This window comes from Acidobacteriota bacterium (assembly GCA_026707545.1).
GTDB lineage: Bacteria > Acidobacteriota > Thermoanaerobaculia > Multivoradales > Multivoraceae > Multivorans.
In genome coordinates, this window is record JAPOWR010000002.1 from 225430 (window position 1) to 251099 (window position 25670).

The 25670-nt window shown below is 68.5% G+C and carries 22 protein-coding genes and 1 tRNA gene; 16 read left to right on the forward strand and 7 right to left on the reverse strand.

Annotated features, from left to right (window positions below):
• Positions 1-34 precede the first annotated feature (34 nt).
• On the reverse strand, positions 35-1393 hold the full coding sequence (locus tag OXG83_13210; GenBank protein MCY3965987.1) for a pitrilysin family protein: 1359 nt from the start codon (positions 1391-1393) through the stop codon (positions 35-37).
• On the reverse strand, positions 1390-2685 hold the full coding sequence (locus OXG83_13215; protein MCY3965988.1) for a pitrilysin family protein: 1296 nt from the start codon (positions 2683-2685) through the stop codon (positions 1390-1392). Before OXG83_13215 ends, OXG83_13210 begins: the two co-directional genes overlap by 4 nt.
• Before the next feature lie 81 nt (positions 2686-2766).
• Between OXG83_13215 and lexA the strand changes: the two genes are divergently transcribed.
• Positions 2767-3390 (forward strand): transcriptional repressor LexA, encoded by a 624-nt coding sequence (lexA, locus tag OXG83_13220; protein ID MCY3965989.1) that lies wholly within the window; start codon positions 2767-2769, stop codon positions 3388-3390.
• A gap of 28 nt (positions 3391-3418) precedes the next feature.
• Here lexA and OXG83_13225 read toward each other — a convergent pair whose 3' ends face one another.
• The 4 genes from OXG83_13225 to OXG83_13240 are packed head-to-tail and all read right to left on the reverse strand — an operon-like array spanning position 3419 to position 9080.
• On the reverse strand, positions 3419-5194 hold the full coding sequence (locus OXG83_13225) for an N-acetylmuramoyl-L-alanine amidase (protein MCY3965990.1): 1776 nt from the start codon (positions 5192-5194) through the stop codon (positions 3419-3421).
• Entirely contained in the window at positions 5191-6639 is a 1449-nt protein-coding gene (gatA, locus tag OXG83_13230; protein ID MCY3965991.1) for an Asp-tRNA(Asn)/Glu-tRNA(Gln) amidotransferase subunit GatA, read from the reverse strand. Before gatA ends, OXG83_13225 begins: the two co-directional genes overlap by 4 nt.
• An 8-nt stretch (positions 6640-6647) precedes the next feature.
• Positions 6648-6953: an Asp-tRNA(Asn)/Glu-tRNA(Gln) amidotransferase subunit GatC gene (gene gatC / locus OXG83_13235; protein MCY3965992.1), complete on the reverse strand. Its 306-nt coding sequence runs from the start codon at positions 6951-6953 to the stop codon at positions 6648-6650.
• Positions 6954-7004: 51 nt separating this feature from the next.
• Positions 7005-9080 (reverse strand): GreA/GreB family elongation factor, encoded by a 2076-nt coding sequence (locus tag OXG83_13240; protein MCY3965993.1) that lies wholly within the window; start codon positions 9078-9080, stop codon positions 7005-7007.
• A gap of 169 nt (positions 9081-9249) precedes the next feature.
• Here OXG83_13240 and OXG83_13245 point away from each other — a divergent pair, with 169 nt between their 5' ends.
• The 10 genes from OXG83_13245 to OXG83_13290 all read left to right on the forward strand — a co-directional run bounded on the left by OXG83_13245 (position 9250) and on the right by OXG83_13290 (position 19077).
• Complete coding sequence (locus OXG83_13245; GenBank protein MCY3965994.1) at positions 9250-9996, forward strand: helix-turn-helix domain-containing protein; 747 nt, start codon at positions 9250-9252, stop codon at positions 9994-9996.
• 134 nt (positions 9997-10130) lie between these two features.
• Positions 10131-10207, forward strand: a tRNA-Pro gene (locus tag OXG83_13250).
• Positions 10208-10251: 44 nt separating this feature from the next.
• Positions 10252-11592 (forward strand): nodulation protein NfeD, encoded by a 1341-nt coding sequence (locus OXG83_13255; protein ID MCY3965995.1) that lies wholly within the window; start codon positions 10252-10254, stop codon positions 11590-11592.
• A gap of 87 nt (positions 11593-11679) precedes the next feature.
• Complete coding sequence (locus OXG83_13260) at positions 11680-12444, forward strand: slipin family protein (protein ID MCY3965996.1); 765 nt, start codon at positions 11680-11682, stop codon at positions 12442-12444.
• Entirely contained in the window at positions 12441-13010 is a 570-nt protein-coding gene (locus OXG83_13265; GenBank protein ID MCY3965997.1) for an SPOR domain-containing protein, read from the forward strand. Before OXG83_13260 ends, OXG83_13265 begins: the two co-directional genes overlap by 4 nt.
• Positions 13011-13075: 65 nt before the next feature.
• On the forward strand, positions 13076-14551 hold the full coding sequence (gene lnt, locus OXG83_13270) for an apolipoprotein N-acyltransferase (protein ID MCY3965998.1): 1476 nt from the start codon (positions 13076-13078) through the stop codon (positions 14549-14551).
• A protein-coding gene (prfB, locus tag OXG83_13275) for a peptide chain release factor 2 (protein ID MCY3965999.1) occupies positions 14548-15658 on the forward strand; the annotation gives its coding sequence in 2 pieces (ribosomal slippage) (positions 14548-14610 and positions 14612-15658; 1110 coding nt in all). Before lnt ends, prfB begins: the two co-directional genes overlap by 4 nt.
• Before the next feature lie 12 nt (positions 15659-15670).
• Positions 15671-17296: a glycosyltransferase gene (locus OXG83_13280; protein ID MCY3966000.1), complete on the forward strand. Its 1626-nt coding sequence runs from the start codon at positions 15671-15673 to the stop codon at positions 17294-17296.
• A gap of 53 nt (positions 17297-17349) precedes the next feature.
• Positions 17350-17925 (forward strand): hypothetical protein, encoded by a 576-nt coding sequence (locus OXG83_13285; GenBank protein ID MCY3966001.1) that lies wholly within the window; start codon positions 17350-17352, stop codon positions 17923-17925.
• A gap of 90 nt (positions 17926-18015) precedes the next feature.
• Positions 18016-19077 (forward strand): class I fructose-bisphosphate aldolase, encoded by a 1062-nt coding sequence (locus OXG83_13290; protein ID MCY3966002.1) that lies wholly within the window; start codon positions 18016-18018, stop codon positions 19075-19077.
• On the opposite strand, the gene OXG83_13295 is transcribed toward OXG83_13290, so the two are convergent.
• Entirely contained in the window at positions 19064-20215 is a 1152-nt protein-coding gene (locus tag OXG83_13295; GenBank protein MCY3966003.1) for a patatin-like phospholipase family protein, read from the reverse strand. The genes OXG83_13290 and OXG83_13295 overlap by 14 nt on opposite strands.
• Positions 20216-20290: 75 nt before the next feature.
• Here OXG83_13295 and lipB point away from each other — a divergent pair, with 75 nt between their 5' ends.
• The 5 genes from lipB (at position 20291) to recN (ending at position 25623) form a co-directional block, all read left to right on the forward strand.
• Positions 20291-21073, forward strand: a complete 783-nt coding sequence (gene lipB, locus OXG83_13300; protein MCY3966004.1) for a lipoyl(octanoyl) transferase LipB — start codon at positions 20291-20293, stop codon at positions 21071-21073.
• Between the two features lie 4 nt (positions 21074-21077).
• Positions 21078-21998, forward strand: coding sequence for a lipoyl synthase (lipA, locus tag OXG83_13305; protein MCY3966005.1), 921 nt, complete (start codon positions 21078-21080; stop codon positions 21996-21998).
• Between the two features lie 10 nt (positions 21999-22008).
• On the forward strand, positions 22009-22962 hold the full coding sequence (locus tag OXG83_13310; GenBank protein ID MCY3966006.1) for a proline dehydrogenase family protein: 954 nt from the start codon (positions 22009-22011) through the stop codon (positions 22960-22962).
• 80 nt (positions 22963-23042) lie between these two features.
• Positions 23043-23891: a pyrroline-5-carboxylate reductase gene (gene proC, locus OXG83_13315; GenBank protein ID MCY3966007.1), complete on the forward strand. Its 849-nt coding sequence runs from the start codon at positions 23043-23045 to the stop codon at positions 23889-23891.
• Positions 23892-23904: 13 nt separating this feature from the next.
• Complete coding sequence (recN, locus tag OXG83_13320; GenBank protein MCY3966008.1) at positions 23905-25623, forward strand: DNA repair protein RecN; 1719 nt, start codon at positions 23905-23907, stop codon at positions 25621-25623.
• Positions 25624-25670: the final 47 nt, after the last annotated feature.

The following is a 25670-nucleotide window of genomic DNA, read 5'->3' on the forward strand; positions in this document are numbered from 1 at the left end:
CGGGTCGCGAAAGATACCACGCACCCCCGACCGTTCAGAGGTCTTCGAGCTGCGGTTCGAGCTCGGAAGCGGGGCCGACCGCGGTGATCGTCAACCGGTCAGGGAAGAGGTGTCGGCGGCAGACCTCGCGGACCTGTTCGCGGGTGGTGGCCCGGATCCGTTCGGGCCAGCGCTCGTACTCGTCGTGGTCCAGGTCGAACGTGGCGAGCGCCTTCAGCCGGGAAGAGAGATTCTGGATCGTCTGCATCGTGTACGGGAAGACGCCGACCAGATAGTTGCGGGCGTCGTCGAGTTCGGCTGCGCTCGGCGGTTCAGAGCAGAGACGCTCGAGTTCGGCGACGATCTCCCGGCAGGCAGCGCCGGCCACTTCGTTGGCCACCGCCGTCCCGACCACGAACGGGCCTGGCCCCCGGCGGGAACTGAACCTGCTGGAGACGCCGTAGGTGTAACCGTGCCGTTCCCTGAGATTGAGATTGAGGCGGCTCATGAACTTGCCGCCGAGGATCGAGTTCGCCACCTGGATGGGAACGCGGTCGGGATGTGAGCGGGGTACTCCGACGTGGCCGATGCGCAACTCGGTCTGCGCCGCGCCGGGACGGTCGACGATCACGATCTGGCGCGTCGGTCTTTCCGGCTGGTCCGGTTCGAGGCGGGCCGGTTCGTCCTTGAACTCTCTGGCGTGGGACCTGAGGGGCCGCTCGATCTTGTCCTCGATCGCTCGCCGCAGGCGGTCGGGACCCAGCTCGCCGACCGCGATCAGGTGGCAGGAACGCGCGGCGAGGGCCCGGTCGTGGAACGCGGCGATGTCGCTCCTGGTGATTGCCTGGGTGGACTCGCGATCGCCGATCGTCTGGTTGCCGTAGGGCGTTTCGTCGTAGACGGCGCGCGCGAAGGCTGCTCCGGCGAGACTCGCGGGATCGCTGCGCCTTCGTTCGATCTCGGCCAGTCGCCGCCGGCGCGCACGTTCGATCTCGTCCGCCTCGAACAGGGGTTCCAGCGCGGCTTCCGCGACGAGTTCCAGCCCGGCGGTGACGTCTTCGGAGCGCATCGTGGTGCCGACCCCCGCGATGTCCCAGGAGCAGGACGACGAGACAGCCGTCCCCAGGTCTTCAGCCGCGGCCGCGAACTCGAGTGCGGTCCGGTGCGTTGTGCCCTTGCCGCGGAGTCCAGCGGTGAACGAAGCGAGCCCGGCCAGATGCGGTGGGTCGAGTTCGCTGCCGCCGGGCACGAGGAGGGTCACGGTGACGAGATTGCGGTCGGGAACGTCGAGCGTCCACAGACTGGCGCCGGACTCGAGGCGCTCGTGCCTGAAGCGGGGAAAGGCGCAGGGCCGGCTCGGCGCCGCGGCCGGCGGCCGGCTGCGGTCGAGTGCGGGGGCGGTTGCGTCCTTCACGGTCCGGGCACGACCACGACGGCCGCCCGCCGCTCCTGGCCGAGTGCTCGCTCGGCCAGACCACGAATCTGTTCGCCGTCGACCTGGACCAGGCGATCCGGTTCGGTCCAGGCCCGGCCCGGATCGCCCAGGAACGTCGCTGCCGCCGACAGCCGGTCGGCGCACAGAGCCAGGTCCTGCTCACTGTCGCGGTAGTCGAGCAGCAGAATCCGCCGCGCCCGCTCGAGTTCGGACTCGGTGGGACCCTTCGCGCGGATCGCTTCGACGTGCTCGAGCACCGCCTGCTCGAGGATCTCGGCGTTGCCGAGAGAGTCGGGCTCGCGGCTCTGGCAGGTGGCGACGACGGCGAACGTCGCGCAGAGCTCCGTGGGGAGGATGAGCGCTGACACCGACTGCGCGATCTGGCGCTCGTAGACCAGGTCGCGGTGGAGCCGGCTCATCATTCCGGAGGAGAGAATGGTCGCCAGCATCGCGCCCGCGTACCAGTCGTCGCTGCCGTATCCGTCGAGGCACCAGGCGGAGTAGGAGCGGGGCAGCTCGATCGCGTCCTCGAGCACTTCCCGCGCCGCTCCGCGCGGACCGATCTCGGCGACCGCGTCGACTTGCGGCACCTCCGGCAGTGATCCGGGCGGGATGTCCTCGAAGTAGCGCCTGATCTGGTCGAGAGCCCGGGGACTGTCGAACTCGCCGGCCAGGGTCAACACCGCGTTGTTCGGCCGGTACCAGGTGCGGAAGAAGTCCCGGACTCCGTCGAGCGTGGCTGCTTCGAGATCCTCCATGTAGCCGATCACCGGCCACGCGTAGGGATGGCTCCTCCCGTCGCGCTGGCGGTACAGCAATTCGCTGAGGCGCTCGATCGCCTGACCGTAGGGTTGGTTGTCGACCCGTTGCAGGCGTTCGTTCATGACGACGGAGAGTTGGTTCTCGAACTTCTCCTGGGTCAGGGCCTCGAGCAGAAAGCCGAGACGGTCGGACTCGAGCCACAGGCCGAGTTCGAGATGGTTGGACGGAAGGGTCTCGTAGTAGTTCGTGCGGTCGTACCAGGTCGAGCCGTTGGCGACGCCGCCGACGCTCTGGATGTGCTCGAAGTGCCCGTTCTCGGAAACGTGGGCGGAGCCCTGGAACAGCATGTGCTCGAACAGATGCGCCAGCCCGGTACGGCCCGTCTCCTCGTTCCGCGAACCGACGTGGTACCAGATGTTCAGCGACGCCAGGGGCAGGCGCCGGTTCTCGTGGAGCACGACGCGCAGACCGTTCGCGAGTTCGTGCTGCTCCAGGTGCTGTCGGGGCATCGGTCGCGTAGTGTATGCGGCCGGCTGGGCTGGGCCAGCGCGGCTTGTCTTACGCTCGGTTTGCGTCTAGTATCCGGGGCCGTGGACGACTTCCTGACCGAGCGCCAGAAACAGATTCTCGACTTCGTGTGCGACTTCGTGTCCGTGCGGGGCGTGGCGCCCACCCATCTGGAGATTCGACGCCGGTTCGGCTACCGCTCCTACGGCACCGTCCACAAGCACCTGAAGCTCCTTAGGCAGAAGGGTTACCTGCGGGGCGGCTGGAATCAGAAGCGGGGGCTCGAGCTGACCGAGAAGACCCTCCGTTCTCGCAGGCCGGCGCCCTTCGCCGTGCCCTTCCACGGCCGGATCGCGGCCGGTCAGCCGATCGAGGCGGTGGCGGGCGTCGACGACCTCGCCGTGCCGGAGCACCTGCTGGCAGGCGGCTCCGCCGGCCGCCACTACGTTCTCGAGGTGGAAGGTGACTCGATGGTCGACGACGGCATCTGCGACGGCGACCTGGTCGTGGTCGCGCAGCGGGAGGAGGCCCGTTCTGGCGAGATGATCGTCGCCCTGGTCGGCGACGAGGCGACGCTCAAGCGCTTCTACCCCGAGGGCGATACGGTTCGCCTGCAGCCGGCCAACCGGCAGATGGAGCCGATCTACGTTCCCGCGGACCAGTTGCGCGTTCAGGGTGTCGTGGTCGGCCTGATGCGCCGCTACTGAGTGCAAGTGTGGGTCTGGTGCGCCAGGGTCAACTGCCTCCGGCGGTGACGGCGCGGTGCGCGCCGCCCTGGGGAACGCCGTAGTACGACAGGATCCCGTCAACGATGGCCTCGGCGACCCGCTGCCGGTAGGCGCGCGTCTTCATCAAGCGGCGGTCCTGCTCGTTGGCGAGGTTGCCGACCTCGAGCAGGATCTTGGCCGGCACGCGGTTCCATCGGATCTGTGCGGGTACGTAGGCCCTCCGGCGGCGGACGATCCGATCGCGGATGGGCGCGTTGTGGTGAACCGCCAGGTCGAACTTCCGGAAGCTGGCCAGCATGTGCTCCGCCAGATCGCGGGACAGCCCCTTGCTGGTGGTCCGTTCGCTGCGCGTGAAGGACACCCGGGGATCCGCTCTGACTTCACGGCGCGAGGAGTACGGCGCACCGGTCTTGCCGTAGTTGTTCGTGATGCCGACGAGGCCCGGGATGTAGACCATCGCTCCGCGCAGCGAGGGGTGCAGCGAGTCGGCGTGGATCGAGATGAAGATCACCTGGCCGGCGTCGGCGCCCGCCTTCCGCCGTTGCTGGTAGATCCAGTTCGCGAGATACCAGCGGAAGTTCGTCGCCACGGCGGCGTCCTCGATCCGGTATGGAGGACTCGTGAGCACCGTGTGCCCCCGCGACTTCGGCAGCACGTCCCTGTCGTCGATCCGGAACGTCGAGCCCTCGCGGGTCGTCGGTACGACGGTTGCGGCGGTGCGGCTCTCCAGCACCTTCTTGGTGCGCAGCATGATGTCGTAGACGTAGTTGCTCTCCCAGATGCCACCGACCGGCGCGCCGGTGTCGCGGCCTCCGTGGCCCGCGTCGAGTACGACGGTCACGCCGTCGAGGTCCAGCGCCAGCACTTCGTTCTCGATGCCCCCGCCGGCGGCGCGCTGCGCCTCCCACTCCACGCGGCGCGGATCGTCCGCCGGCAGGTAGCGTGCGGAGAGCAGGTCGAGCGGGATCTTGACTTCGTAGCCGACGGGCAGGTCCCGGACATTGCCGATGCGGTTGCGTTCCTTGATCTCCTCGACCAGTTCGTTCACATCGGAGGCGAACAGACGGCCCGTGAACCGCATCACGACGCTCGAGTAGAGCGCCTCACCCGCCTTCAGGCGGTAGCTCGCGTACTCCCCCTTCTCGTCCGATCCGTAGCGGACGAAGGCCGTCGGTTCAGTGGTGGATCGGACGGCCGCCGTCCGGAGTGGCGGAGCGGGCAGCATGCCCGCGAAGGGTTCGACGAGAAGGCGGCGCGGGACGAGGATCGTCTGTCCCGGCCGGATGACGTTGCTGGTCAGGCGGTTCGCCTGCCTCAGGGCGCGGTGGTTCTCGCCGTCGCCGGTGAACCACTCGGCGATGATCCACAGGCTTTCCGCCTTGCGGCCGCGCGCGGAAGACGCGACGCGATGCTGCCAGCCGTCGGCGGTCGCCTGGTCCCTCGGCAGCAGGGCGCGAATCGCGGCCTCCTGGCTGCTCCTGGGGAGCAGATCGAAGGGAACCTTGTAGCGAACCCCGCGCTTCAGGCGCCGTAGGCCGCCGTTCGCCCGGCTGACCGCGGACGAGTGTCTCGAGTCCCCGCAGAGGCGCTCGGCGAAAGCTAGCAGGCCTTCGTTTGCGCGCGGCTTTGCCTCGATGTGGATCGTGCCGCTCCCGGTCATCACGGCGACCGGTGTCGGCGATCCGATCTCCGGCACGGCGACCCGCTTCGTCACCGCCAGCGTGGCCGCCGGCAGGAGAAGGGCCAGCGCCGCGGCGCAGACGATGGCGCCCCTGCACCTCATGGAGTCGCCTCCGGGCTGCACTCGAAGCCGATCGCGAGCTCAACCGCCCTTGCCGCCCGCAGGGCGATGGCGTCGGCGAACGGCGGGGCCAGGATCTGGAGACCGAGGGGAAGCCCGCGGCTGTCCAGACCGCACGGCACGGACACTCCGGGGATTCCGACCAGGCTGGGTGGTGTCGTGAACACGTCCGACAGGTACATGGAGAGCGGATCGTCGACCCGTTCACCGCGGGCGAAGGCGCCGGAAGGACACGTTGGAGTCACCAGGAGATCGACGGCCTCGAAGGCGCTGGCGAACTGGCGCCGCATGGCTTCGGCAATGTGCGCGGCACGGCCGTAGTAGGCGTCGTAGTAGCCGGAGGACAGCGCGAAGGTGCCGAGGATGATCCGGCGCTTGACCTCGCTGCCGAAGCCCTCGCTTCGGCTGTCCGTGTACATCCTCTGGAGCGAGCGGGCGTCGGCGGCGCGATGTCCGTAGCGGCTGCCGTCGAAGCGGGCTAGATTCGCGCTCGCCTCGCTGTTGGCGAGCACGTAGTAGGTGGCGACCGCGGCCTCGACCAGGGGAACGCTCACCTCGACCAGTTCGGCGCCCGCCGCCTCGAGGGCATGGAGGGCCCACCGATAGCCTTCTGCCGCGTCCTCGTCGAGCGCTGAGGTTCTGACTTCGCGAATCGTGCCGACCTTCAGGCCTTCGATGCCGTCTTCGATCGATTCGAGGTAGTTCTCGACCGGCAGGTCGCTGCAGGTCGTATCACGGGGATCGGATCCGGCGATCGAGCCGAGCGCCAGTGCGGCGTCGCGGACGGTTCGGGTGAGCGGTCCGATCTGGTCGAGCGACGAGGCGAAGGCGACGAGGCCGTAGCGGGAAACGCGGCCGTAGGTCGGCTTGACGCCGACGACGCCGCAGAAGGCGGCCGGCTGCCGGATGGAGCCACCGGTATCGGAGCCCAGAGCCAACGGCACCTCGGTGGCCGCGACCGCCGCGGCCGAGCCGCCGCTCGAACCCCCGGGCGCCATCTCGAGATTCCACGGATTGCGGGTGACGGCCAGCGCCGAGTTCTCGCACGAGGAACCCATCGCGAACTCGTCCATATTCACGCGGCCGACCGGTACCGCGTCTGCTGCCAGCAGTCGTTCGACTGCCCCGGCCGTATAGGGGGCGCGGTAGCCGGACAGGATCTTCGAGCCGCAGTTGAGTTCGTGTCCTGCCAGGGACAGGTTGTCCTTGAGCGCCGTGGGTACGCCGGCCAAGGGCCCCAGGGTTTCGCCGGAATCCCTGCGCCGATCGATCTCGGATGCGCGCTCGATCCCTTCGTCCCGCCAGAGTTCGAGGAAGGCTCCGACCGAAGCGTCGACTTCCTCGATGCGGGTGAACGCCTGCGCCACGGTGTCGACTGCCGTTCGTTCGCCCGAACGAACGGCGGCCGCCAGTGCTTCGACAGTCACGGTCGGCCTCACTCCGCGCCGCCGGGCGTCGCCTTGACCTGGGGCACGAGAAGGAAGCGGTCGAGAGATGCCGGTGCGTTGTCCAGGAAATCGTCGAGGAGCGGACGGCTTCCAGCCGGCACATCGTTGGCCGCCGCCTCCCGTTCCGGTTCGGCTCCACCCGATAGCGCGACTCCTGCGTCGAATGCGCGGAGCTGGTCGATGTAGTCGACGATCTCCGAAAGCTGGGACGCGAACGTCGCTTCCTCACCGGCGGAGAGCCGCAGTCTCGCCAGTTCGGCAATCCGCCGAACCTCCTCGACATCCAGAGACACTTCGCTATAAGTCTAGCAGTGCCCGCATTTGCGCACCCTTGGCGAAGCGCGCTACGGGTGCGCCAGACTGCCGGCTTCCAGGTTCTCGATCGCCTGCAGGGTGAAGGTCTCGCCGTCCATCTCGACCTCGGCGCCCGGCTCGGAGCCGAGCAGCCGGACAGCAAGGTCGGACTCGTACGAGATGATCCCGCGCTCGGGTGCGCTTTCCCATGGGCCGAGGATGGCCAGACTGCGTTGTTCGCCGCTCTTCGACTGGAAGATCGCCCGGTTGCCGATCCGGAGCTTGTCGCAGGCCGCGCTGGCGAGGTCGATCGGCGTCGAACGCTGCAGGTCCTGCTGCAGTTCGGTGGCTAGCGAAGTCAGATACTCGTGGCGCTGGCGCGCGGACTTGTATTCGAAGTTCTCGCGCAGGTCGCCAAGGGCACGCGCTTCCTCGATCGCCCTGCGATTGGCCGGCAACTCCTCCTCGACGAGCTCACGCAGCCTGTCCCGCTTCGCTGCAATCGAAGCCGGCAAGGCGTAGAGATCGTCGTCAGCGGCATCCTGGTCGGACAGAAGATCAGGGAACTTCAAGTGGAGGGCCGCCAGCAGAGGTTCGCGCCGGTAGTCCTCGAGCGCGGCGTGACGGATCGAGACCTCGGCCTGACGGGCCTCTTCGAGGGTCAGTTCGGGCAACAGCTTCGGCACAGTACCACCCGAGTCGAAGAGGGCCTTCAGGCGGGGCCTGAAGGGGGCGAAGGCGTCCTGTCGGAGCGCCTGGATCAAGAGATTCAGCAGGCGGTTCTGCCGCCCCGCCCGAAGTGCCGGCTCGGCTGCGGCCTGCTCCGCGAGCCAGGTGAAGGCCGCCGGTGTGCGATGTGGTTGCACCCCCGCGCGAGCGGCGCAGCGGCGAAGCAGCTCCTCGTCGACGATGTCGGCGATCGTGCCGATCGCCTTCGTGTCGGTCTCCAGGAGAAAGCGCTTCTCGAGCACCTCGCGCCAGTCGCTGCGACTCGCGGGCAGGAGGAGGTATGCCTGCTCCCGTGGACCGCGCTGCTCAATCGACGAGAAGAAGACCAGCGGATCCTCGAGGTCGGCCAGGAGTTCGCCGGCCGGCCACGAGGGTTCGGCGCCGAAGCGCTCCAGCGCGCAGCGAATCTCGAATGCGAGCGCGGGCTGCCGGCTTGCAAGCCGCTGGCTCAACTCGTCCAGGGCGGCCGCCATCCGATCCCGCAGGTCCTGGGACTGGTTCACGGCGCGCCTTAGAAGCGCGATCTTGGCCCGGTCCGGAGCCTGGTCGAACTCCTGCCAGAGGGAACTCTCGGCGTCCGACGCCGCGACCCAGCGATAGGTCTGCCGGGATCCGCCCGACGATAGAACCTGCGCCTGCTTCCGGGCGCTGGTCCACCAGCTCGACCAACGTCGTTCGGGGATGATGCCGACCACGACGGCCCGCACCTCGGCCCCGGTCAGCGGGCGGTCGTAACTCTTGAGGGTCAACTCGAGCAGCTCCGCCGGCTTCATTTTTGCCAGTTGCTCCCGTTCTTCCAGCTTCCGGCGCAGTACATGCTCCGGGGGCAGCAGGGAGAGCATCTTGCCGGCGGCTCGGAAACCGACCGCTACTCCCTTCACCTGCTCGAGGTCGACCTTGAACGTCTGGAGCGGCATGTTGACCTGGGCGATGCGGCCGACTCCGCGACCGGCCATCTCGACGATGTCGCCGCACTGGAATGCCATCAGATTGCGGAGCCGGTCGACCTTGTCCCAGAGCTTGACCGTCTCCTGCCGTCCCCTGTCCAGGCCCAGTTCGCGCAGTAGCTCGCCCAGGTCCGACTCGCGGTCGCGGTAGAGGTCGTGCAGGGTGTCGAGAACGGTCTCGTAGATCTGGCCGCTTCGCAGGTATCTGCTGCCGGCGCCGCGGATGAGATCGAGGCGTTCCGCCCACAGGCGGCGCTCCTGCAGTTCGTCGTCGAGCAGTTCGAGCAGGGTGCCTACACGCTCTGCCTCACCCAGTCGAACCAGCCCTCTGGTGATGGCCAGGAATGTATCGACCGCGATCTCTCCCTCGACCGCGGCCAGCCACTCTGCCTCAACTGCGTCGATGTCACCGCTGGCGAGGCTGTTTTGTATGCGTGGCGGGATCCTCATGCGGCGGCGGGCGCGCCCGGTCGGGGTCGCGGCTGAGCCGGGGGCGCGTGTGCGGGCCGATCATCGTATCAGCCCCAGGGTTGTGTTGGGGACCGCCTCGTAGCGCGTTGAGACTAGAATATGCCCAGCCGAAGTGGGTGACGTGGGTCCTGAGAAACCCGATGGAGAGATGACCGAAGAGCGTCAGGTCGTACCGTCTCCGGGCGAGGGGGAGTCGTTCGGCTCCTGGCTACGCAGCCAGCGCGAAGTTCGCCAGGTCGAGCTGGAGACGATCACGCAGTCGAGCAAGATCAACATCCGGTATCTGGAGGCGCTCGAGCGTGATCGGTTCGACCTGCTGCCGGCGACCATCTTCGTGAGGGGTTTCCTCCGCGAGTACGCGCGGATCGTCGGTCTCGATCCGGACGAGGTGCTCAACTTCTATCTCGCCGCTTCGGCCCGAGACGACCTCGAGGGTGGAATCGAAGACCTGTCGAGGCGTCCCGCGACATGGCCGATCGGACGGACGGTTGCGGTTGGAGTGGTCGTCGTGGCGATCCTCCTGTTCCTCGTGTGGCGCCTCTTCGCCAGTGGGAGTCCCGACGCGGCCGAGGACATGGAGACGATGGCACCGCCGATTGTCGAGGAAGCGCCGCCGCCGCCGCCGCCGGAACCGCTGCCCGAGCAGGCGCTGCGGGTCACGCTGGAGTTCCGGGCGACGAGCTGGGTTGACGTCCACAGCGACGGCGAGCGTACGGTCAGCGAACTGAGGGTTCAGGGCGAGTCCCTCACTGTTGCCGCGGACGAGGAGATCCGGCTCAGGCTCCGGAACGTCGGCGCGGCGACGATCGAAGTGAATGGCGAACCGTTCGAGCACGCGGCGGGCGACGACGAGGAGATCGTGATTTCGGCTCCCGGCACCGCCGGCGCGGCCTGACGCTGGCTCCCGGGGAAGGCTGGACTTCCTGACTGGGTGGCCGTATTCTGCGGCGTGCCATCCGTGCGCCCGATGACGGACGCGCGGACTGGTTCGCGAACGGCGCGGACCGCGCCATTCGGGTACCGGTGCTGCGGGGCGTAGCTCAGCCTGGTAGAGCGCACGGTTCGGGACCGTGAGGCCGGAGGTTCAAATCCTCTCGCCCCGACCATTCCGCCGGTCATGGGCGGCCCTTCGTCAAGTAGACTGTTCGTGATGCGCAGCTCGCCGAAGCTGACACGACCGGGAAGTGTCCCGCGGCCGGTGCTGGCCCTTCTTCTGGCCCTGGCGCCGTTGGTCCTGCTCGCGAACGAACCCGAATCGGAGGCCGCCCCGGAGGTGATCGTCGCCTCGGTGGACTCCGTGATCCAGGTCGTCGTGGCCGAGTTCATCGAAGAGGTGATGGCGGAGGCTGACCGCGTGCGCGCGGAGGCCCTGATCGTCGAGCTGTCGACGCCGGGCGGCGAGATGCAGGCGATGCGAAAGGTCTTCACGACCTTCCTGGAGGCCGCAACACCGGTCGTCGTCTACGTTTCCCCGAGCGGCTCCCAGGCCGCGTCGGCGGGCTTCTTCATCCTGCTGGGCGCCGACCTCGCCGCGATGGCGCCGGGAACGAACACCGGCGCGGCTCACCCGGTCGCCGGTGGCGGCGAGGACATCCCCGGCGCGATGGGCGAGAAGGTGACTCAGGATGCAGCGGCGACGATCCGTTCGCTCGCGGCCCGTCGCGGTCGGGATGAGAAGCTGGCGGAGTCGGCGGTGCTCGAGAGCAAGTCGTTCACGGCTCAGGAGGCGCTCGAGCTGGGTTTGGTCGATCTGGTCGCGCCAAGCCTTCAGTCGCTTCTCGTCGATCTCGACGGCCGCGTCGTCGAGAAGGGAGGGCGGGAACTGACGCTCTCGACCCGCGAGGCGACGGTGCGCCGCATGGAGATGTCAGCCTTTCAGCGGGTGCGGTCGATCATCGCGCACCCGAACGTCGCGCTTCTCCTGATGTCGCTGGGGTCGATCGGGCTGATCTTCGAGATCACGCATCCCGGATCGATCTTTCCGGGGGTCGTCGGGGCCCTCTGCCTGATCCTCGGCTTGTGGGCGATGTCCGTCCTGCCGGTCAACTACGCGGGTCTGGCCCTGCTCTTTCTGGCGGTCGTCCTCTGGGTGCTGGAGGTCAAGATTCCCAGCTTCGGCATGTTGACGCTGGGCGGCGCGATCTCCTTCTGTCTCGGGGCGATGATGCTGCTCAAGGACGCCGACCCCGCGCTTCGTGCGAGCCTGAACCTGATCATCGCGGTCGGCATCACGATCGCGCTCGTAGCGCTCGCTCTCGCCCGCCTGGCGCTCAAGGCGCAGCGTGGCCGCGTGGCGACCGGGCACGAAGGTCTGCTGAACGAACTGGCGCTGGTGAGCGCCGCGATCGAAGCCGGATCGCCCGGGAAGGTCCGGCTGCACGGCGAGATCTGGAACGCCGAATCCGACGTGGAAGTCGGGGTCGGCGACCGCGTGAGGGTCCTGCGGGTCGACGGCATGACCCTGCGCGTGGAACCGGCCGGAGACGGCTGAGAGCGGGTGGTGGGAGTCGGTGTCGAGGGCGGCGCGACGTGGCGGCCGCGAACTGCCGGGCATACAGAAGAAAGGACCTGAATCGGTATGAGTTCTCTTCCCTTTATTGGCTTCCTGATCGTCCTGGGTCTGTTCCTGCTCACCCGGTGGATCAACATCATGGCGGAGTACGAGCGCGCCGTCGTGTTTCGGCTGGGTCGCATCCTGGAGCGGCCGAAGGGTCCAGGTCTGGTCCTGATCCTCTGGCCCATCGACCGCATGGTCAAGGTCTCGCTGCGCACCGTGGTGCTCGACGTGCCGTCGCAGGACATCATCACGCGCGACAACGTGTCCGTGAAGGTCAACGCGGTCGTCTACTTCCGGGTGCTCGAGCCGACCAGGGCGATCGTCGAGGTCGAGAACTTCCTGTTCGCCACCAGCCAACTGGCCCAGACCACGCTGCGTTCGATCCTGGGCCAGATCGACCTGGACCAACTGCTGAGCGAGCGCGAGCAGTTGAACGATCGCCTGCAGACGGTGATCGATCAGCAGACCGACCCCTGGGGCATCAAGGTCTCCATGGTGGAGGTGAAACACGTCGATCTGCCGCAGGAAATGCAGCGAGCGATGGCCAAGCAGGCCGAGGCGGAGCGGGAGAAGCGGGCCAAGGTGATCCACGCCAGCGGTGAGCTGCAGGCCTCCGAATCCCTTGCCGCGGCGGCGAACACGATCAGCGCCAACCCGGTCACGCTGCAACTGCGGTACCTGCAGACCCTCTCGGACATCGCGACCGAGCGGAACTCGACCATTCTCTTCCCGCTGCCGCTTGAGCTCTTCAGGGCGTTCGCGGCACTCAAACCGCCCGAAGAGTGAAGGGCGACGCCTACGAGCCGTACGAGGTCGCGGTCAGCAACAGTCAGATCGCCGCCTTCGTAGCTCTGCTGGCGCTGGCCCTCGTGGGAGCGTTCGCCGCCGGCGTCTGGTGGGGCCGATCGAACGACCTCGAACCTGCCGTGACCGAGGCGGCCGTCACGCCACCTGAAGTGACGCTTCCGCAGACGGTCGCGAGGCCGCCGGCTCCGGTTGCGGCTGATGTGGAGAGTGAAGAAGCGCCGGCAGAGGTCGTGCGGTTCTTCGGCGCCGGCGAAGACGGTGCCGGCCCGGTCGAGACCGCGCGCCCGGTTTCGACCCCGGGACCGGCCGCCTCGGGCCTGGTCGTCCAGGTCTTCTCCAGCGCGGATGCCCGCCAGGCGGCCTCGGTGGAGCAGAAGCTGCGCGCGGACGGACACCGTGCCTTCCTGTCGCCCCAGACGCTGGACGGCCAGGTGATGCAACGGGTGCGGGTGGGGCCGTTCGAGGACCAGGATTCGGCGGCAGCGGCTGCCGAGCTGCTCACGAAACAGTACGGGCTCGAGACCTGGATCACGCCGAACAACTGAGCACTCGGCCACGATCGTCGTCGTCGTTCGTTTCGTCGATCTGGTTCCAGGTCGGTGTGGCCTTGGTGGGTGGGGTCTGGTGGGCGTTCTGTTTCGACGAGCGTCCCGGGTTTCTGATTCCGCTGGCCGCCGCCGTCCCGCTGTGTCTGATCGCGGGTGCTCCCCTTGGGCCGTGGCGCAGGCTGTGGCTCGGCTGGCTTCACGGAGCGGTCGCGTGGCTGATCGCCGTGCCGTGGCTGTCAACGATGCTGACCGTCTATGGCGGCTTGCCGAGCTGGTTGGCGGCGTGCCTCTTGTCCGTGCTTGCCCTCTACCTGGGGGCCTATCATGGCTTGTTCTGCTGGCTGGCCGGGCCGGTGCTGGGCCGTCGCGACGTTCTGTCCCTCGTGGTGGCGCCGTCGATCTGGGTCACCCTGGAACTGGTTCGGGGCGCGGGTCTTTCGGGATTCCCGTGGAATCTGCTCGCGTACGCGTGGGTCGATGTCCCCGGCGCCCTCGACACGACACGCTGGATCGGCAGCCTGGGCCTGTCGGGGGTGGTCATGGCGTTCGGCCTGGGCGTGTTACGGCTTGCGGACCCCAGGACCCGCCGCCAGGCGGCAACGGTTCTGGTCGGTGCCGCGGTAGTCCTCCTGGTCGCCCGCTGGACGAATCTCGACCGGAGGGCTCCCGCCGGGCCGGCGCTCGATGTCCACGTCGTCCAGCCGAACATCGGCATGATGACGGACGAGGAGCTTCGAGACGGCCTGGACTCCGAGTCGATTCGCGCCAACTACAGTCGGCTCTTCGAGTTGAGCCACGAGGCCTGCGTCCCCGGCGCGCTCGTCGTATGGCCCGAGAGCGCAGGCTGGCCGTACGAGCTGGAACGCGACGCGGGGTTCGCCCGCGACATCGAGGCTCTGGTCGGTCGAGGCTGCTCTCTGCTGTTCAACAGTGCGCGCCGCTTCCGTTCGGGCGAGGAGGAGGGTGCGTTCAACTCGGCCTACCTGCTGACGCCTGGCGATACGCGGGCCCTGCGCCAGATCTACGACAAGATGCACCTGGTTCCGTTCGGCGAGTACGTCCCCTTCGCTCGCTTCCTGCCGGGCGTGCGCCAGTTGGCCCGGAACACGGGGAGCTTCTCGACCGGGGACGAGGTGGCGCTGCTCGATGCCGGCGACGCTCGCCTGGGCATCTCGATCTGCTTCGAGATCGTCTTCCCGACGCAGGTCGCAGCCCGTGTCCGGCGGGGGGCCTCCGTTCTCGTCACGATGGCGAACGACTCCTGGTACGGCGCCACGTGGGCGCCTCATCAGCACTTGCGACCGGCCCGTTTCCGCGCCGCCGAGAATGGACGGCCGGTCGTGCGGGCCGCGATCACCGGCATCTCCGCGCTGATCGACCGCCGGGGCGCGATTCTGGCGACGGTCGACATCGATCAGGCGGCCGTGCTGCGGATGCCGGTCACCGCGGTCGATGGGTTCACGCCGTTCACACGCGCGCCCCTGCTGGTGCCCCTGCTTTGCCTCGCACTGGCTGCCTTTGCCATACTGCGGCGATGATCGCCGCCGACGCGAACCGCTCGCTGACCGAACTCAGGACCCGTCTGGACGGTCTGCGGAGGTATCTTTGACCCGGCCGAAGTCCGGGAGCAACTAGCCGCGCTCGATCATGAGATGGAGCAGCCGGGGTTCTGGGACGATCCCAGAAAGAGCGCGCCTCTGCTGCGCCGCCGCCGGACGCTGGAGCGGCGTCAGAAGACCGTCGACCGGCTGAACGAGGACAGCGACGAGGTCGAGGCCTGGCTCGAGCTGCTCGCGGAGAGCGCTGAGGCGGTCGAGGGCGAGGCGGAACTCGCCGAGTTCATCGCGCGGGTTCAGCGCGAGACCGAGGCGCTCGATCTGGAGTTGAAGCTCTCGGGCGAAGACGACGACCGGAGCGCCCTGCTCGCGATCCACCCCGGTGAGGGCGGCACGGACTCCCAGGACTGGGCCGAGATCCTGCTGCGGATGTACCTGCGGTGGGCCGAGCAGAGCGGGTTCGACGTCACGCTGCTCGAGCGGCTCGACGGCGACGAAGCGGGCCTCAAGAGCGCGACCGTTGCGGTGCGCGGCGACTACGCGTTCGGTCGCCTGCGCGGCGAGAGCGGCGTTCACCGGCTGGTCCGGATCTCGCCGTTCGATGCGGCGAAGAGGCGCCACACCTCCTTCGCCTCGGTCTACGCCTACCCCGAGATCGATGACGACATCGACGTCGAGATCGAGGACAAGGACATCCGCATCGACACCTTCCGGTCGTCCGGCGCCGGCGGTCAGCACGTGAACGTGACGGACTCGGCGGTGCGGATCACCCACCATCCCTCCGGGATCGTCGTCAGTTGCCAGAACGAGCGCAGCCAGATCAAGAACCGGGCGATGGCGATGAAGATCCTCAAGGCGCGGCTCTACGACCGGGAACTGCAGAAGCGGCGCGAGGAGCAGGCCGAGCGCGAGGGGCAGAAGATGGAGATCGGCTTCGGATCACAGATCCGGAGCTACGTGCTGCACCCGTATCGCATGGTCAAGGACCACCGGACGAAGCTCGAGGTCTCGGCTGTCGAGCGCGTCCTCGACGGCGAGATCGACCCGTTCATCGACGCCTGGCTCGGGCAGCAGCTCGAGACCGCCTAGGGCAGGTTCTTCGTGGCTGGCCCGGCGGTCGACTACGTTTCGCCGCTGCCTCCGGTGCGGTCGGGGATCGCCGACTACAGCGTCGACCTGCTGGAGGAACTCGCGCCTCTGTGCGACCTGCGCCTGGTACGCCTGCCCGGTCATCGAGTGGCGTCCGGCGTGCGCCGCTGCTACGAGGTCGTCGAACCCGCGGCGCTCGATCCGGCGCGGCGCCTTCCCTTCTACCAGTTGGGCAACAACGTGTATCACGAGGGTGTGCGGCGGCTCGCCCTGCGGTCTCCCGGCGTCGTGACCGTTCATGACCTGCGCCTGCATCACCTTCTGGTCGAGGCCACGCTCGCCAGCGGCGATCTGGACGCCTACGTGGCGGCCCTCGGCGATGAGCACGGTTGGGAGGGGGCAGCAGCGGCGATTCCCACCCGATGGGGTGCGCACGGCCGGGCGCGGCTGTTCGAGATGGCGGCCCACGGCTCGCTTCTGGTTCGCCAGCGTGGCCTGCTGGTTCACAGCGAATGGGGCCGGCGTTTTCTCGAGGACGAACTGGCGGAGCGGGCGTCCGGCCACCCCCTGCCGGAGATCCGGTGCGTGCCGATGCCAATGCCGGCACCCGATCCACCGAGCCGGCCGGCCGCCGCGGCCTGGCGGCAGCAGTTGGGCGTTCCCTCTTCGGCGGTCCTTCTCGGCTCCTTCGGCTTTCAGACGCCGATCAAGCGGACGGACGTGCTGCTGCGGGCGCTGGCGCAGCCGGGCATGGTGGATGTCCATGCGGTGGTTTCTGGGGAAGTGGCGCCGCAACTCGATCTGGCGACATTGATTCGGGATCTGGGAGTCCAGGACCGGGTCACGTTGACCGGTTATCTCGACGAGGCCACCTTCCCGGTCGCGATTGCCGGCTGCGACCTGTGCCTCAATCTGCGCTATCCCAGCGCGGGGGAGACCTCGGCGTCGCTGCTTCGAATCCTGGCTCTCGGACGGCCCGCGGTGGTCTCGAACTACGGCCAGTTCACCGACCTGCCGGACGACGTGGTGGTCAAGGCGCCGCTTGCCGACGAACCTGAAGCGGAGGCGGAGGCGCTCGCCGCTCTACTGCGCCGGCTGCTGGCGACGCCCGACCGGCTGGGGGGAATGGGTGATGCAGCCCGTTCCTTCATCGAGCGCGAGCACCGGCCGGCGAAGGCGGCAGAAGTGGTTGCGGAGGCCCTCACGGAGTGGTCGGGCGCGCCAGACGACACGGCCTCCGCGCCTCGGCCGCCGCATCCGTCGCCACCGACGTCGTTGACGTGGGGCTGGTTGCCGGGTCGAATCGAAGTCGAAGGCTGTGAACGACCCTGGGCGGAGGGTGAACGGCGCGAGGTGGAGATCGTGGTCACGAACACCGGTTTCGCTACCTGGCTGTCGGGCCGCCGCGCCGATGGCGGCGTCGTGCTCGAACCCCAGCTCATCAGCGGCGGCCGCGACCTGTTCAGGGGCAGGCCGTGGATTCCCCTGCCGCGCGATCTCGCCCCGGGCGAAGCGTGCCGGATCGGCCTGAGGCTCCGCCGGCCGATCGGTCCGGCGCGGCTTCGCCTGGAGCCCCACCTGTTCGGCGGTGGCTCCATGATCCACTGCGGCGCCGAGGTCTTCGATCGCGAGCTTTGAACTCTCAGCGGGCGCTGCGACGGTGATGAATCCTGGGGATAGTGTCGGCGCCAGTGAGTTGGATTCTCGAAGTCCGGCGGATGCTGGATCAGTCGAAACGGCTGCCGGCCGGCGGAGGAAGCGGCACCCAGGTGGTCCTGGTCGTACCGCTTTACGTCGAGGCGGCGGAACTCTGGACCCTGCTGCGGGAGGAACCGCAGGAGACACCGCCGCTGAGCTTCCCTGCCACGCCCTTCGAGGGTGATGACCCGTGGCCGACGGTTGCGCGGCTCGTCAGCGTCGGACTCGGTGTCGAACCGTCAAGGGTTCTCCGGCTGGGCGAACTGGACGAGCTCGGCGGGTCCGAAGGGTTCCGGCTGAGGGCCTGTGTGGTCGCCGTGCCGTCTCCCGAGGACGACGACAGCAACGTGGAAGCGCCGGCAGTGCGGTTGCCGCTGTCGGCTCTGAGGCATCCGCGGCTGATCGAGGAGCGCACCTTCGACATCGAGGGGCAGAACGTGCCGCTCGCCGTGTACCACGTGGGACGTCACCGTCTCTGGGGGCCTCCGCTCGATGTGCTGCTCCGCCTGCTCGAACGACTGGAGCAGAGTGAATCCGGCCCCGAATTCCCGGCCGGCAGCCTGAACTGACCGGCGGCGCGGAGCCGCCTCCAGCAGCGCTACAATCGCGCCGAGCCTGCCCCCACCGACACCCTTGCTGAGGAGGACCCAAGAGCACCCATGGCCGATATCGCGCGCATCGAACAGCTTCTAGGCAGTGAGGCGGAGAGCCTCCTCGGACACGTCTGCACAGGGATCCCGAAGGAGCTGCTGACGGTGCCGGGTCCGGACACCGTGGACCGGGCCTTCGGCCCTTCGGACCGGAACAACCGCACTCTGGCCAGCCTTCAGAGGCTGCTCGGGCACGGACGGCTCGCGGGCACCGGCTACGTCTCGATCCTGCCCGTGGATCAGGGAATCGAGCACTCCGGTGCGGCCTCGTTCGCGCCGAACCCGATCTACTTCGATCCGGAGAACATCATCCGGCTGGCGATCGAGGGCGGCTGCAACGGAGTCGCCTCGACCCTGGGCGTGCTGGGCAGCATCGGCCGGCGCTACGCCCACAAGATTCCGTTCATCGTCAAGATCAACCACAACGAGAGCCTGACCCATCCGCACACGTACCACCAGGTCCTGTTCTCGCAGGTGGAGCAGGCATGGGATCTGGGCGCCACTGCGGTGGGCGCCACGGTGTACTTCGGCGCCGACGTCTGCCGCGAGGAACTGATGGAGATCGCCGAGTGCTTCCAGCAGGCCCACGAACTCGGCATGGCCTGCATTCTCTGGTGCTACCTCCGCAATAGCGCCTTCGTCGTGGACGGCGTCGACTACCACGACTCGGCGGACCTGACCGGTCAGGCGAACCACATCGGCGTGACGATCGAGGCGGACATCGTCAAGCAGAAGCAGGCGACGAAGAACGGCGGCTACCCGGCGGTCGGCTTCGGCAAGACCCACGACCTCGTGTACAGCGAGCTGGTGTCCGACCACCCCGTCGACCTGGTCCGCTGGCAGGTCGCGAACTGCTACATGGGCCGCGTCGGGCTGATCAACTCCGGCGGTTCCTCCGGCGGCGCCGGCGACCTGGCGGCCGCGGTGCGCACGGCCGTGATCAATCGCCGCGCCGGCGGCCAGGGACTGATCTCCGGCCGCAAGGCGTTCCAGCGGCCGATGGTGGAGGGGGTGGAACTCCTGAACCACATTCAGGACGTCTACCTCTGCGACGACATCACGATCGCGTAGCAGCCCCACCCAGCAGGGCCGCGATCTCGCCGTGGCGCGCCTCCGCATCCCTTTCTCCCACCTCGATCAGGGCCCGGATGTAGTCGGGCTGGAACATCAGGAGACTGAGCAGGTCCGGGCTCTTCGTGTCGCGGGTGCCGAGACCGCGGGTCATGAAGCGGAACGCCTTCGGCAAGCGGGGCTCGAATCGGCTCGCGAGCCGGCCGAGATCCTCGGAGGGCCGCAGCAGGACCAGGTCGACGAGGCGGAGCGGACCTCGTTCCGACTCCGGCATTCGGGCCAGCAGGCCGTTGACGAGTTCCATGCGATTCGCGTCCTGGTCGAGCTGATCCAGAAAGACGGCGTTCAGGAGCACGCCCGCGAACTGGGCCGGCGGCGGGTAGGCGGCTGCTGCTGCCCTCGGCGCCAGAGGCTCGTGGCGCGTGGACACCGCGATCAGGCGATCGCAGCCCAGGTGCAGGGCCGGCGACAGCGGCGAGGTCAAGCGGACGCCGCCATCGCCATGCCAGGCATCGCCGATCCGCACCGCCGGGAAGATCAGCGGCAGCGAGGCGGAGGCGAGGACGTGGTCGAGCGTCAACAGCGCTCGCTCCGAGCGACGCTTGGGCCGCTCCCAGGTCTCGATGTCGCGGCCCTGAACCCAGGTCACGGTCTGTCCCGTCGACCACTCGACGGTGGTCACGGCGACCGCGTCCAGCCGGCCGCGGTCCAGGTTCTTCGCGATCCCCGGCAGGACGCGGCCGTTCGCCGCCTCGACGCCGAGGACGTCCTCGAGGTGATTGCCGAGTGGTGAGGTGTCGACCAGGCCGCGGACCTGAGGCCGGTAGCGCAAGCCGCCCGAAGCCAGGTTCAGCAGCCAGCGCAAGACCATCTTCCCCAACGACCAGCCGTCGTCGCGGAACACGTGATCGGGCGTCAGATCGAGCCAGGTGCTCATGAGTTCCTCCGTCGCCTCCGCGGCGCTCCCCGTGTGCGAGGCGAGGAAGGAAGCGTTGATCGCGCCGGCCGAAACGCCGGTCAGTACGTCGAAGTGGAACTCCGGAAGCCGCTTCGCCAAATGCCGGACCAGCCCGACCTGGTAGGCCGCTCGCGCCCCGCCGCCGGTGAGGACGAGGCCGATTCGGGGCCCGTTCGACATCTCTGGAACACTAGTTTCATGTACAGGACACCGCAACGTGGGCGAGAATGACCCGTGGTGGAAGTCACGCGGCGTATGAGGACGCAGCGTATGGAACTGGGCAACGGTGCAACGATCCGCTCGGCCTACTTGGGCCGGGTAGGCTACGAAGCCGGTGTCGAGCTGCAGCACCGGCTCCGGCGGCAACTTCTGGACGGCGAGCCCGATGCATCGGATACGTTGCTGCTGCTCGAGCATCCGCCCACCTATACGGTCGGCCGGAACTGCGACCGGAGTGATGTCGTGGCGGACTCCGACTGGTTGGGGCAGCGGGGAATCGCGGTCGCTGAGTGCGACCGTGGCGGGCGTGCGACGTACCACGGACCGGGTCAACTGGTGGGCTACCCCGTCATCGATCTGAGGGCGGATCGCCGGAACGTCCGCGGCTATGTCCGGGACCTGCAGGAGGTGCTGGTCCGCACGTTGGCGACGTTCGGCGTCGCCGCCGAGGGCGGCGAAGAGCGGGAGCGAATCGGCGTGTGGGTTGGTCGCCGGAAGATCGCCTCGATCGGCATCCACCTCCGGCGCTGGGTCACCACCCATGGCTTTGCGCTCAATGTCAGCACCGACCTGGACGACTTCGCCGGCATCCTCTCCTGCGGCTTCGATGCCGGTGTGATGACTTCGATCGAGGAGCTCACCGGCAGCCGGCCCGGTCTGGAGGACGTGGCCGGGTGCTGCGCGGAGAACTTCGCGCACGTTTTCCAGCGTCGTCTGGTCCCCGTAGAACCCGCCGAGTTCGGCTTCGGTGTGCAGCCCCACGGCGCTAGGATCCGAGACGACGCGCGGCCGCTCGAGCGTCGGTCGCCTCTGTCGTAACCCAATGGACGAACTCGTTTCCATCGGCGCTCCGCCGCCCGGCGGCGGCGTGTCGCGCCTGTCGCGGCCGGACTGGCTGCGCATCCGGCTCAGCACTCCGGAGCCCTATCACCGCGTCCGGCGGCTGATGGAAGGGCTGAACCTGAACACGGTGTGCGAGGAGGCGCGCTGCCCGAACATCTACGAGTGCTGGGGCGAGCATGGCACGGCCACGTTCATGATCCTCGGCGACACCTGCACGCGCCGCTGCGGGTTCTGCGCGGTCCACACGGGCCGGCCCGCGCCCGGCGTCGACGCGGACGAGCCGGCCAGAGTAGCGGAAGCCGCGACGGCCATGGGCCTGCGCCATGTGGTGGTCACCTCGGTGGACCGGGACGACCTTCCGGACGGCGGCGCCGGGCACTTCGCCGACACGGTCCGTGCGATCCGGGACCGGCTTCCGGAGACCGCGGTCGAGGTGTTGACTCCGGACTTCCGGGGCGTGGAGGATGCGCTCGACATCGTGCTTGCCGAGTGCCCGGAAGTGTTCTCGCACAACATGGAGACAGTTCCCCGGCTGTACCGGCAGGCCCGTCCGGGCAGCAGCTACCAGCGAAGCCTGGCGCTGCTGGCGGACGCGGCGGTCAGGCGCGACACCGGCGGCTACGAGGGCAGGGTGAAGACGGGTCTGATGGTGGGCCTGGGCGAGACGACGGTGGAACTCGAAGCGACGATCGCGGACATCCGCGCCGCGGGCACCGAGATCCTCACGATCGGCCAGTACCTGCAGCCGACCCGCGACCACCTGCCGGTCGACCGCTACGTGCACCCGGATGAGTTCGCGCGGCTGCGCGGGTTCGCTCTCGGACTGGGCTTCAGCCACTGCGAATCCGGTCCGCTCGTGCGCAGCAGCTATCACGCCCACGAACACGTCGCTCGCTCCTGATGGAGACCCAGTGACGGTCTTCTCACGGTTGGTCGGCTGGTCCCTGCCGCTGATGCCGCCGCCGCTGGTGCGCTGGGCGGCGGCGCCCTACGTGGCGGGCGACGAGCCGGCCGACGCCCTCGACTGCGCCGCCAAGCTCAACCGCCGCGGGCTTGCCGGGACGCTGGCGCTGCTAGGCGAGGAGATCGACAGCCCTGAACTCGCCGCCGAAGGGACAGGGCTCTATCTCGACCTCGTCGATGCGCTCGCCGACCGCGGTCTCGACTGCAACGTGTCGGTCAAGCTTACGTTGCTGGGCCTCAAGGTCTCGCGCGCCCTCTGCCGCGAGCACCTCTTTGAGCTCGTTCAGCGGGCGGAGGCCCGCGGCAACTTCGTGCGGATCGACATGGAGGACCACACCTGCACCACGGCCACCCTGGACCTCTACCGTGAGGCCGTGGCCGCCTCGCGAACGCGTGCCGCGGTCGGAGGACCGACAGGTTCCGGCGCCGGTGGCGACGCGGTCGGCGTCGTGCTCCAGGCCTACCTGCGCCGCACGCTCGCCGACATCGCGGCGCTGCCCGAGCGCGCCAACGTGCGCCTATGCAAGGGCATCTACGTCGAGCCGCCAAGCGTGGCGATCCAGGACTACGGCAAGGTGCGCCGGAACTTCCTGGCGACCCTCGAGGCTCTGTTCGACCGCGGCGCCTACGTCGGCATCGCAACCCACGACGACTACCTGCTGCGCGAATCGGCGGCGATGATCGAGCGCCGCGACCTGGCGGGCGACCGCTACGAGTTCCAGATGCTGCTGGGGGTGACCGAGGAGCGTCGCGACCGGCTGGCGAGGGCCGGGCACCGCGTGCGCATCTACGTGCCTTACGGCCGGCAGTGGTATGCCTACTCGACGCGACGTCTGCGTGAGAACCCGCAGATAGCCGGCCACGTGGCGCGGGCGTTCTTCCTCCGCGTGCTGCGGGGATAGCCGCGGAACCGGGGACTGGGGCAGAATCAGCGCCTTCCGCGAGCGTGCGAGTTCGCAGGTCGTCCCAGGGAGATCAGAAGGTGACCAGCAAGGCAAGGCAGGAAGCGGCTCCCTGCGGTGATCGCCGGGTATCGGTGATCGGCGCGGGCGAAATGGGCCGGACATTGATCGGAGGGTGGATCGAGACGGGGGTCGTCGATCCGGCGTCCATCTTCGCGACCGCCGCCCACGAGCCGCGCATCGCGCGGGTTTCGGAGAGCTTCGGCGTCGAGGGCGCGGTGGACAACCGCCGCGCGGCCGAGTTCGGCGACACCGTTCTCCTGGCGGTCAAACCGCAGACGGCGGACCACGTGCTTTCCGAGATCGGCGATGTCCTCGGGCCGAACCAGGTACTGGTCTCGATTCTGGCCTCGGTGAGTACCGCCTACATCGAGAGGCGTTTGCCCGAAGGGATTCCGGTCGTGCGCGCGATGCCCAACACGCCCAGCCGCGTAGCCGCCGGCATGACCGCTCTGTGTGCCGGCCGCTTCGCTTCCTCAGAACACGTGGAGCTGGCGGAGCAGCTCTTTCGGCCGCTCGGGCGCACCGTGGTTGCCGACGAGAAGCACATGGACGCGATCACAGGGCTCTCCGCCTCGGGCCCGGCGTTCCTCTACATCGTGATCGAGGCACTGGCGGAGGGCGGCGTGAAGGCGGGGCTTCCGCGCAAGATGGCGATCGAACTCGCGGCCCAGAGCTGCCTGGGCGCCGGCAAGATGGTGATCGACACGGAGCGTCACCCCGCTCTGCTCAAGGACGAAGTGACCACGCCGGCGGGATGCACCGTCGACGGCATTCTGCGCCTGGAGGAGGGTGGCCTCCGGGTGACGCTGATCAAGGCGATCATCGAGGCGGCCGCGCGCGCTGCCGAACTCGTGCCCGACGAGTAAGGGACCGCTCTTCGTGCTGCGCTCGCTGTACGTGCAGAACCTGGCCGTGATCGAGCGGGCGGAGCTTCAGTTCGGGCCGGGTCTGAACGTGGTCACGGGGGAGACGGGCGCGGGCAAGTCCCTGATCACGGGTTCGCTGTCCCTGCTTGCCGGGGGGCGCGCCAGTTCGGACACGATCCGCACGGGCGCCGACACACTGGTGATCAGCGGCGTCTTCGAGCCCTCAGCCAGCGACTGGCGGCGGCTGCTCGAAGAAGCCGGCGTGCCGGCGGAAGGGGACGAACTCCTGGTCCGCCGCGAGGTCACCCGCGCGGGCCGCAACCGGGTGTTCGTCAACGACCACCCGGTGACGCTGCGCCTTCTCTCCGCCGTGACCCGGCGTCTGATCCGGATCTTCGGGCAGCGCGACGAACTCGGCATGCTGTCGCCGGAACTCCAGCGGGCCTGGCTCGACCGGTCGGGCTGCGATCCGGTTGCGGCACTCGTCTCGTCCTGCGGCAGTGCCTACGAGGCCTACCGCGAGGCGGCCGACCGGCTCGAGCGCCTGAGCGGTGACGATCAGCTTCGCCTGGAGCGGATCGACCTGTTGAAGTTCCAGACTTCGGAGATCGACGCCGCGCATCTGCTGGCCGGCGAGGACGAAGATCTGCGGGCCGAACGGGAAGTGCTGCGCCACGCGGAGGCGATCGCGAGCGCCCTGCACCAGGCGCTCGCCCTGCTCAGCGAGGACGAACAGGCCGTCGACAGCCGACTCGCTCAGGCCCGAAGGGCGCTTCAGGACATCGCGCGCTGGCAAACCGAAGCCGGAGACTGGGCTGACACTGTGGCCGAAGCGGCCACGCTGGTGAATGACGTGACGGCCGAACTGCGCAGCCGGGCGGCCGGTTCCGATTCCGATCCCAGGCGTCTGGACCGGGTCGAGGAGCGCCTGAGCGTGATCGAGCGGCTGACCCGGAAGTACGGCGGGGGCAGTGGCGACGTGCTGGAGCACGGCCGCCGCCTTGCCGAGGAACTGCTCGAACTGGAGACCGCGGACGTTCGCCGGGACGAAGTAGAGCGGCTGGCCGCCGCCTGTCTCGCGGAGTATCGCGCGCGTGCCAAAACCCTGTCCCGCACGCGCCGCGAACTCGGCGCCGCCCTCAGGAGGGACGTCCTACGGCACCTCCGGGATCTGGCGCTCGAGCGGGCCGCGTTCGACGTCGAGATTGGCTGCGCGTCGCACCCCGATAGCCCGCTGGAGATCGGCGGCGAGCGGGTGGCTTTCGGCCGTCGTGGTTTCGACCAGGTGATCTACCGCTTCAGTGCCAACCCGGGGGAAGAGCTTCGTCCGCTGTCGAGGGTCGCCTCGGGCGGCGAGTTGGCGCGCCTGTTCCTGGCGCTTCAGACTGCCGTTCGCGGAAGCGGCCCGGCGGCGGGATCGACGCTCGTCTTCGACGAGGTCGACGCGGGCCTGGGCGGCGCCGAGGCGGCGATCGTCGGTGGCAAGCTCAAGGGCCTCGCCCGCGGCGGCCAGATCCTGGCCGTGACCCACCTGCCGCAGGTGGCGAGCCGAGGCGACCGGCACCTCGAAGTCAGAAAGGAAGTGCGAGCCGGTCGGACGCGGGTCGATGTCCGTCGCCTCGACGACGAACGCCGCGTGGAGGAAGTGGCCCGCATGCTCGCCGGCGAGGAGATCACCGAAACCGCCCGCTCCGCGGCCGAGGAGCTGCTGGCCGGCGCGTCCGTCGACTAGGCGGCGGCTCGGACCACCGGCTTGCGTCCCATGTTTGAGCTCTGGCC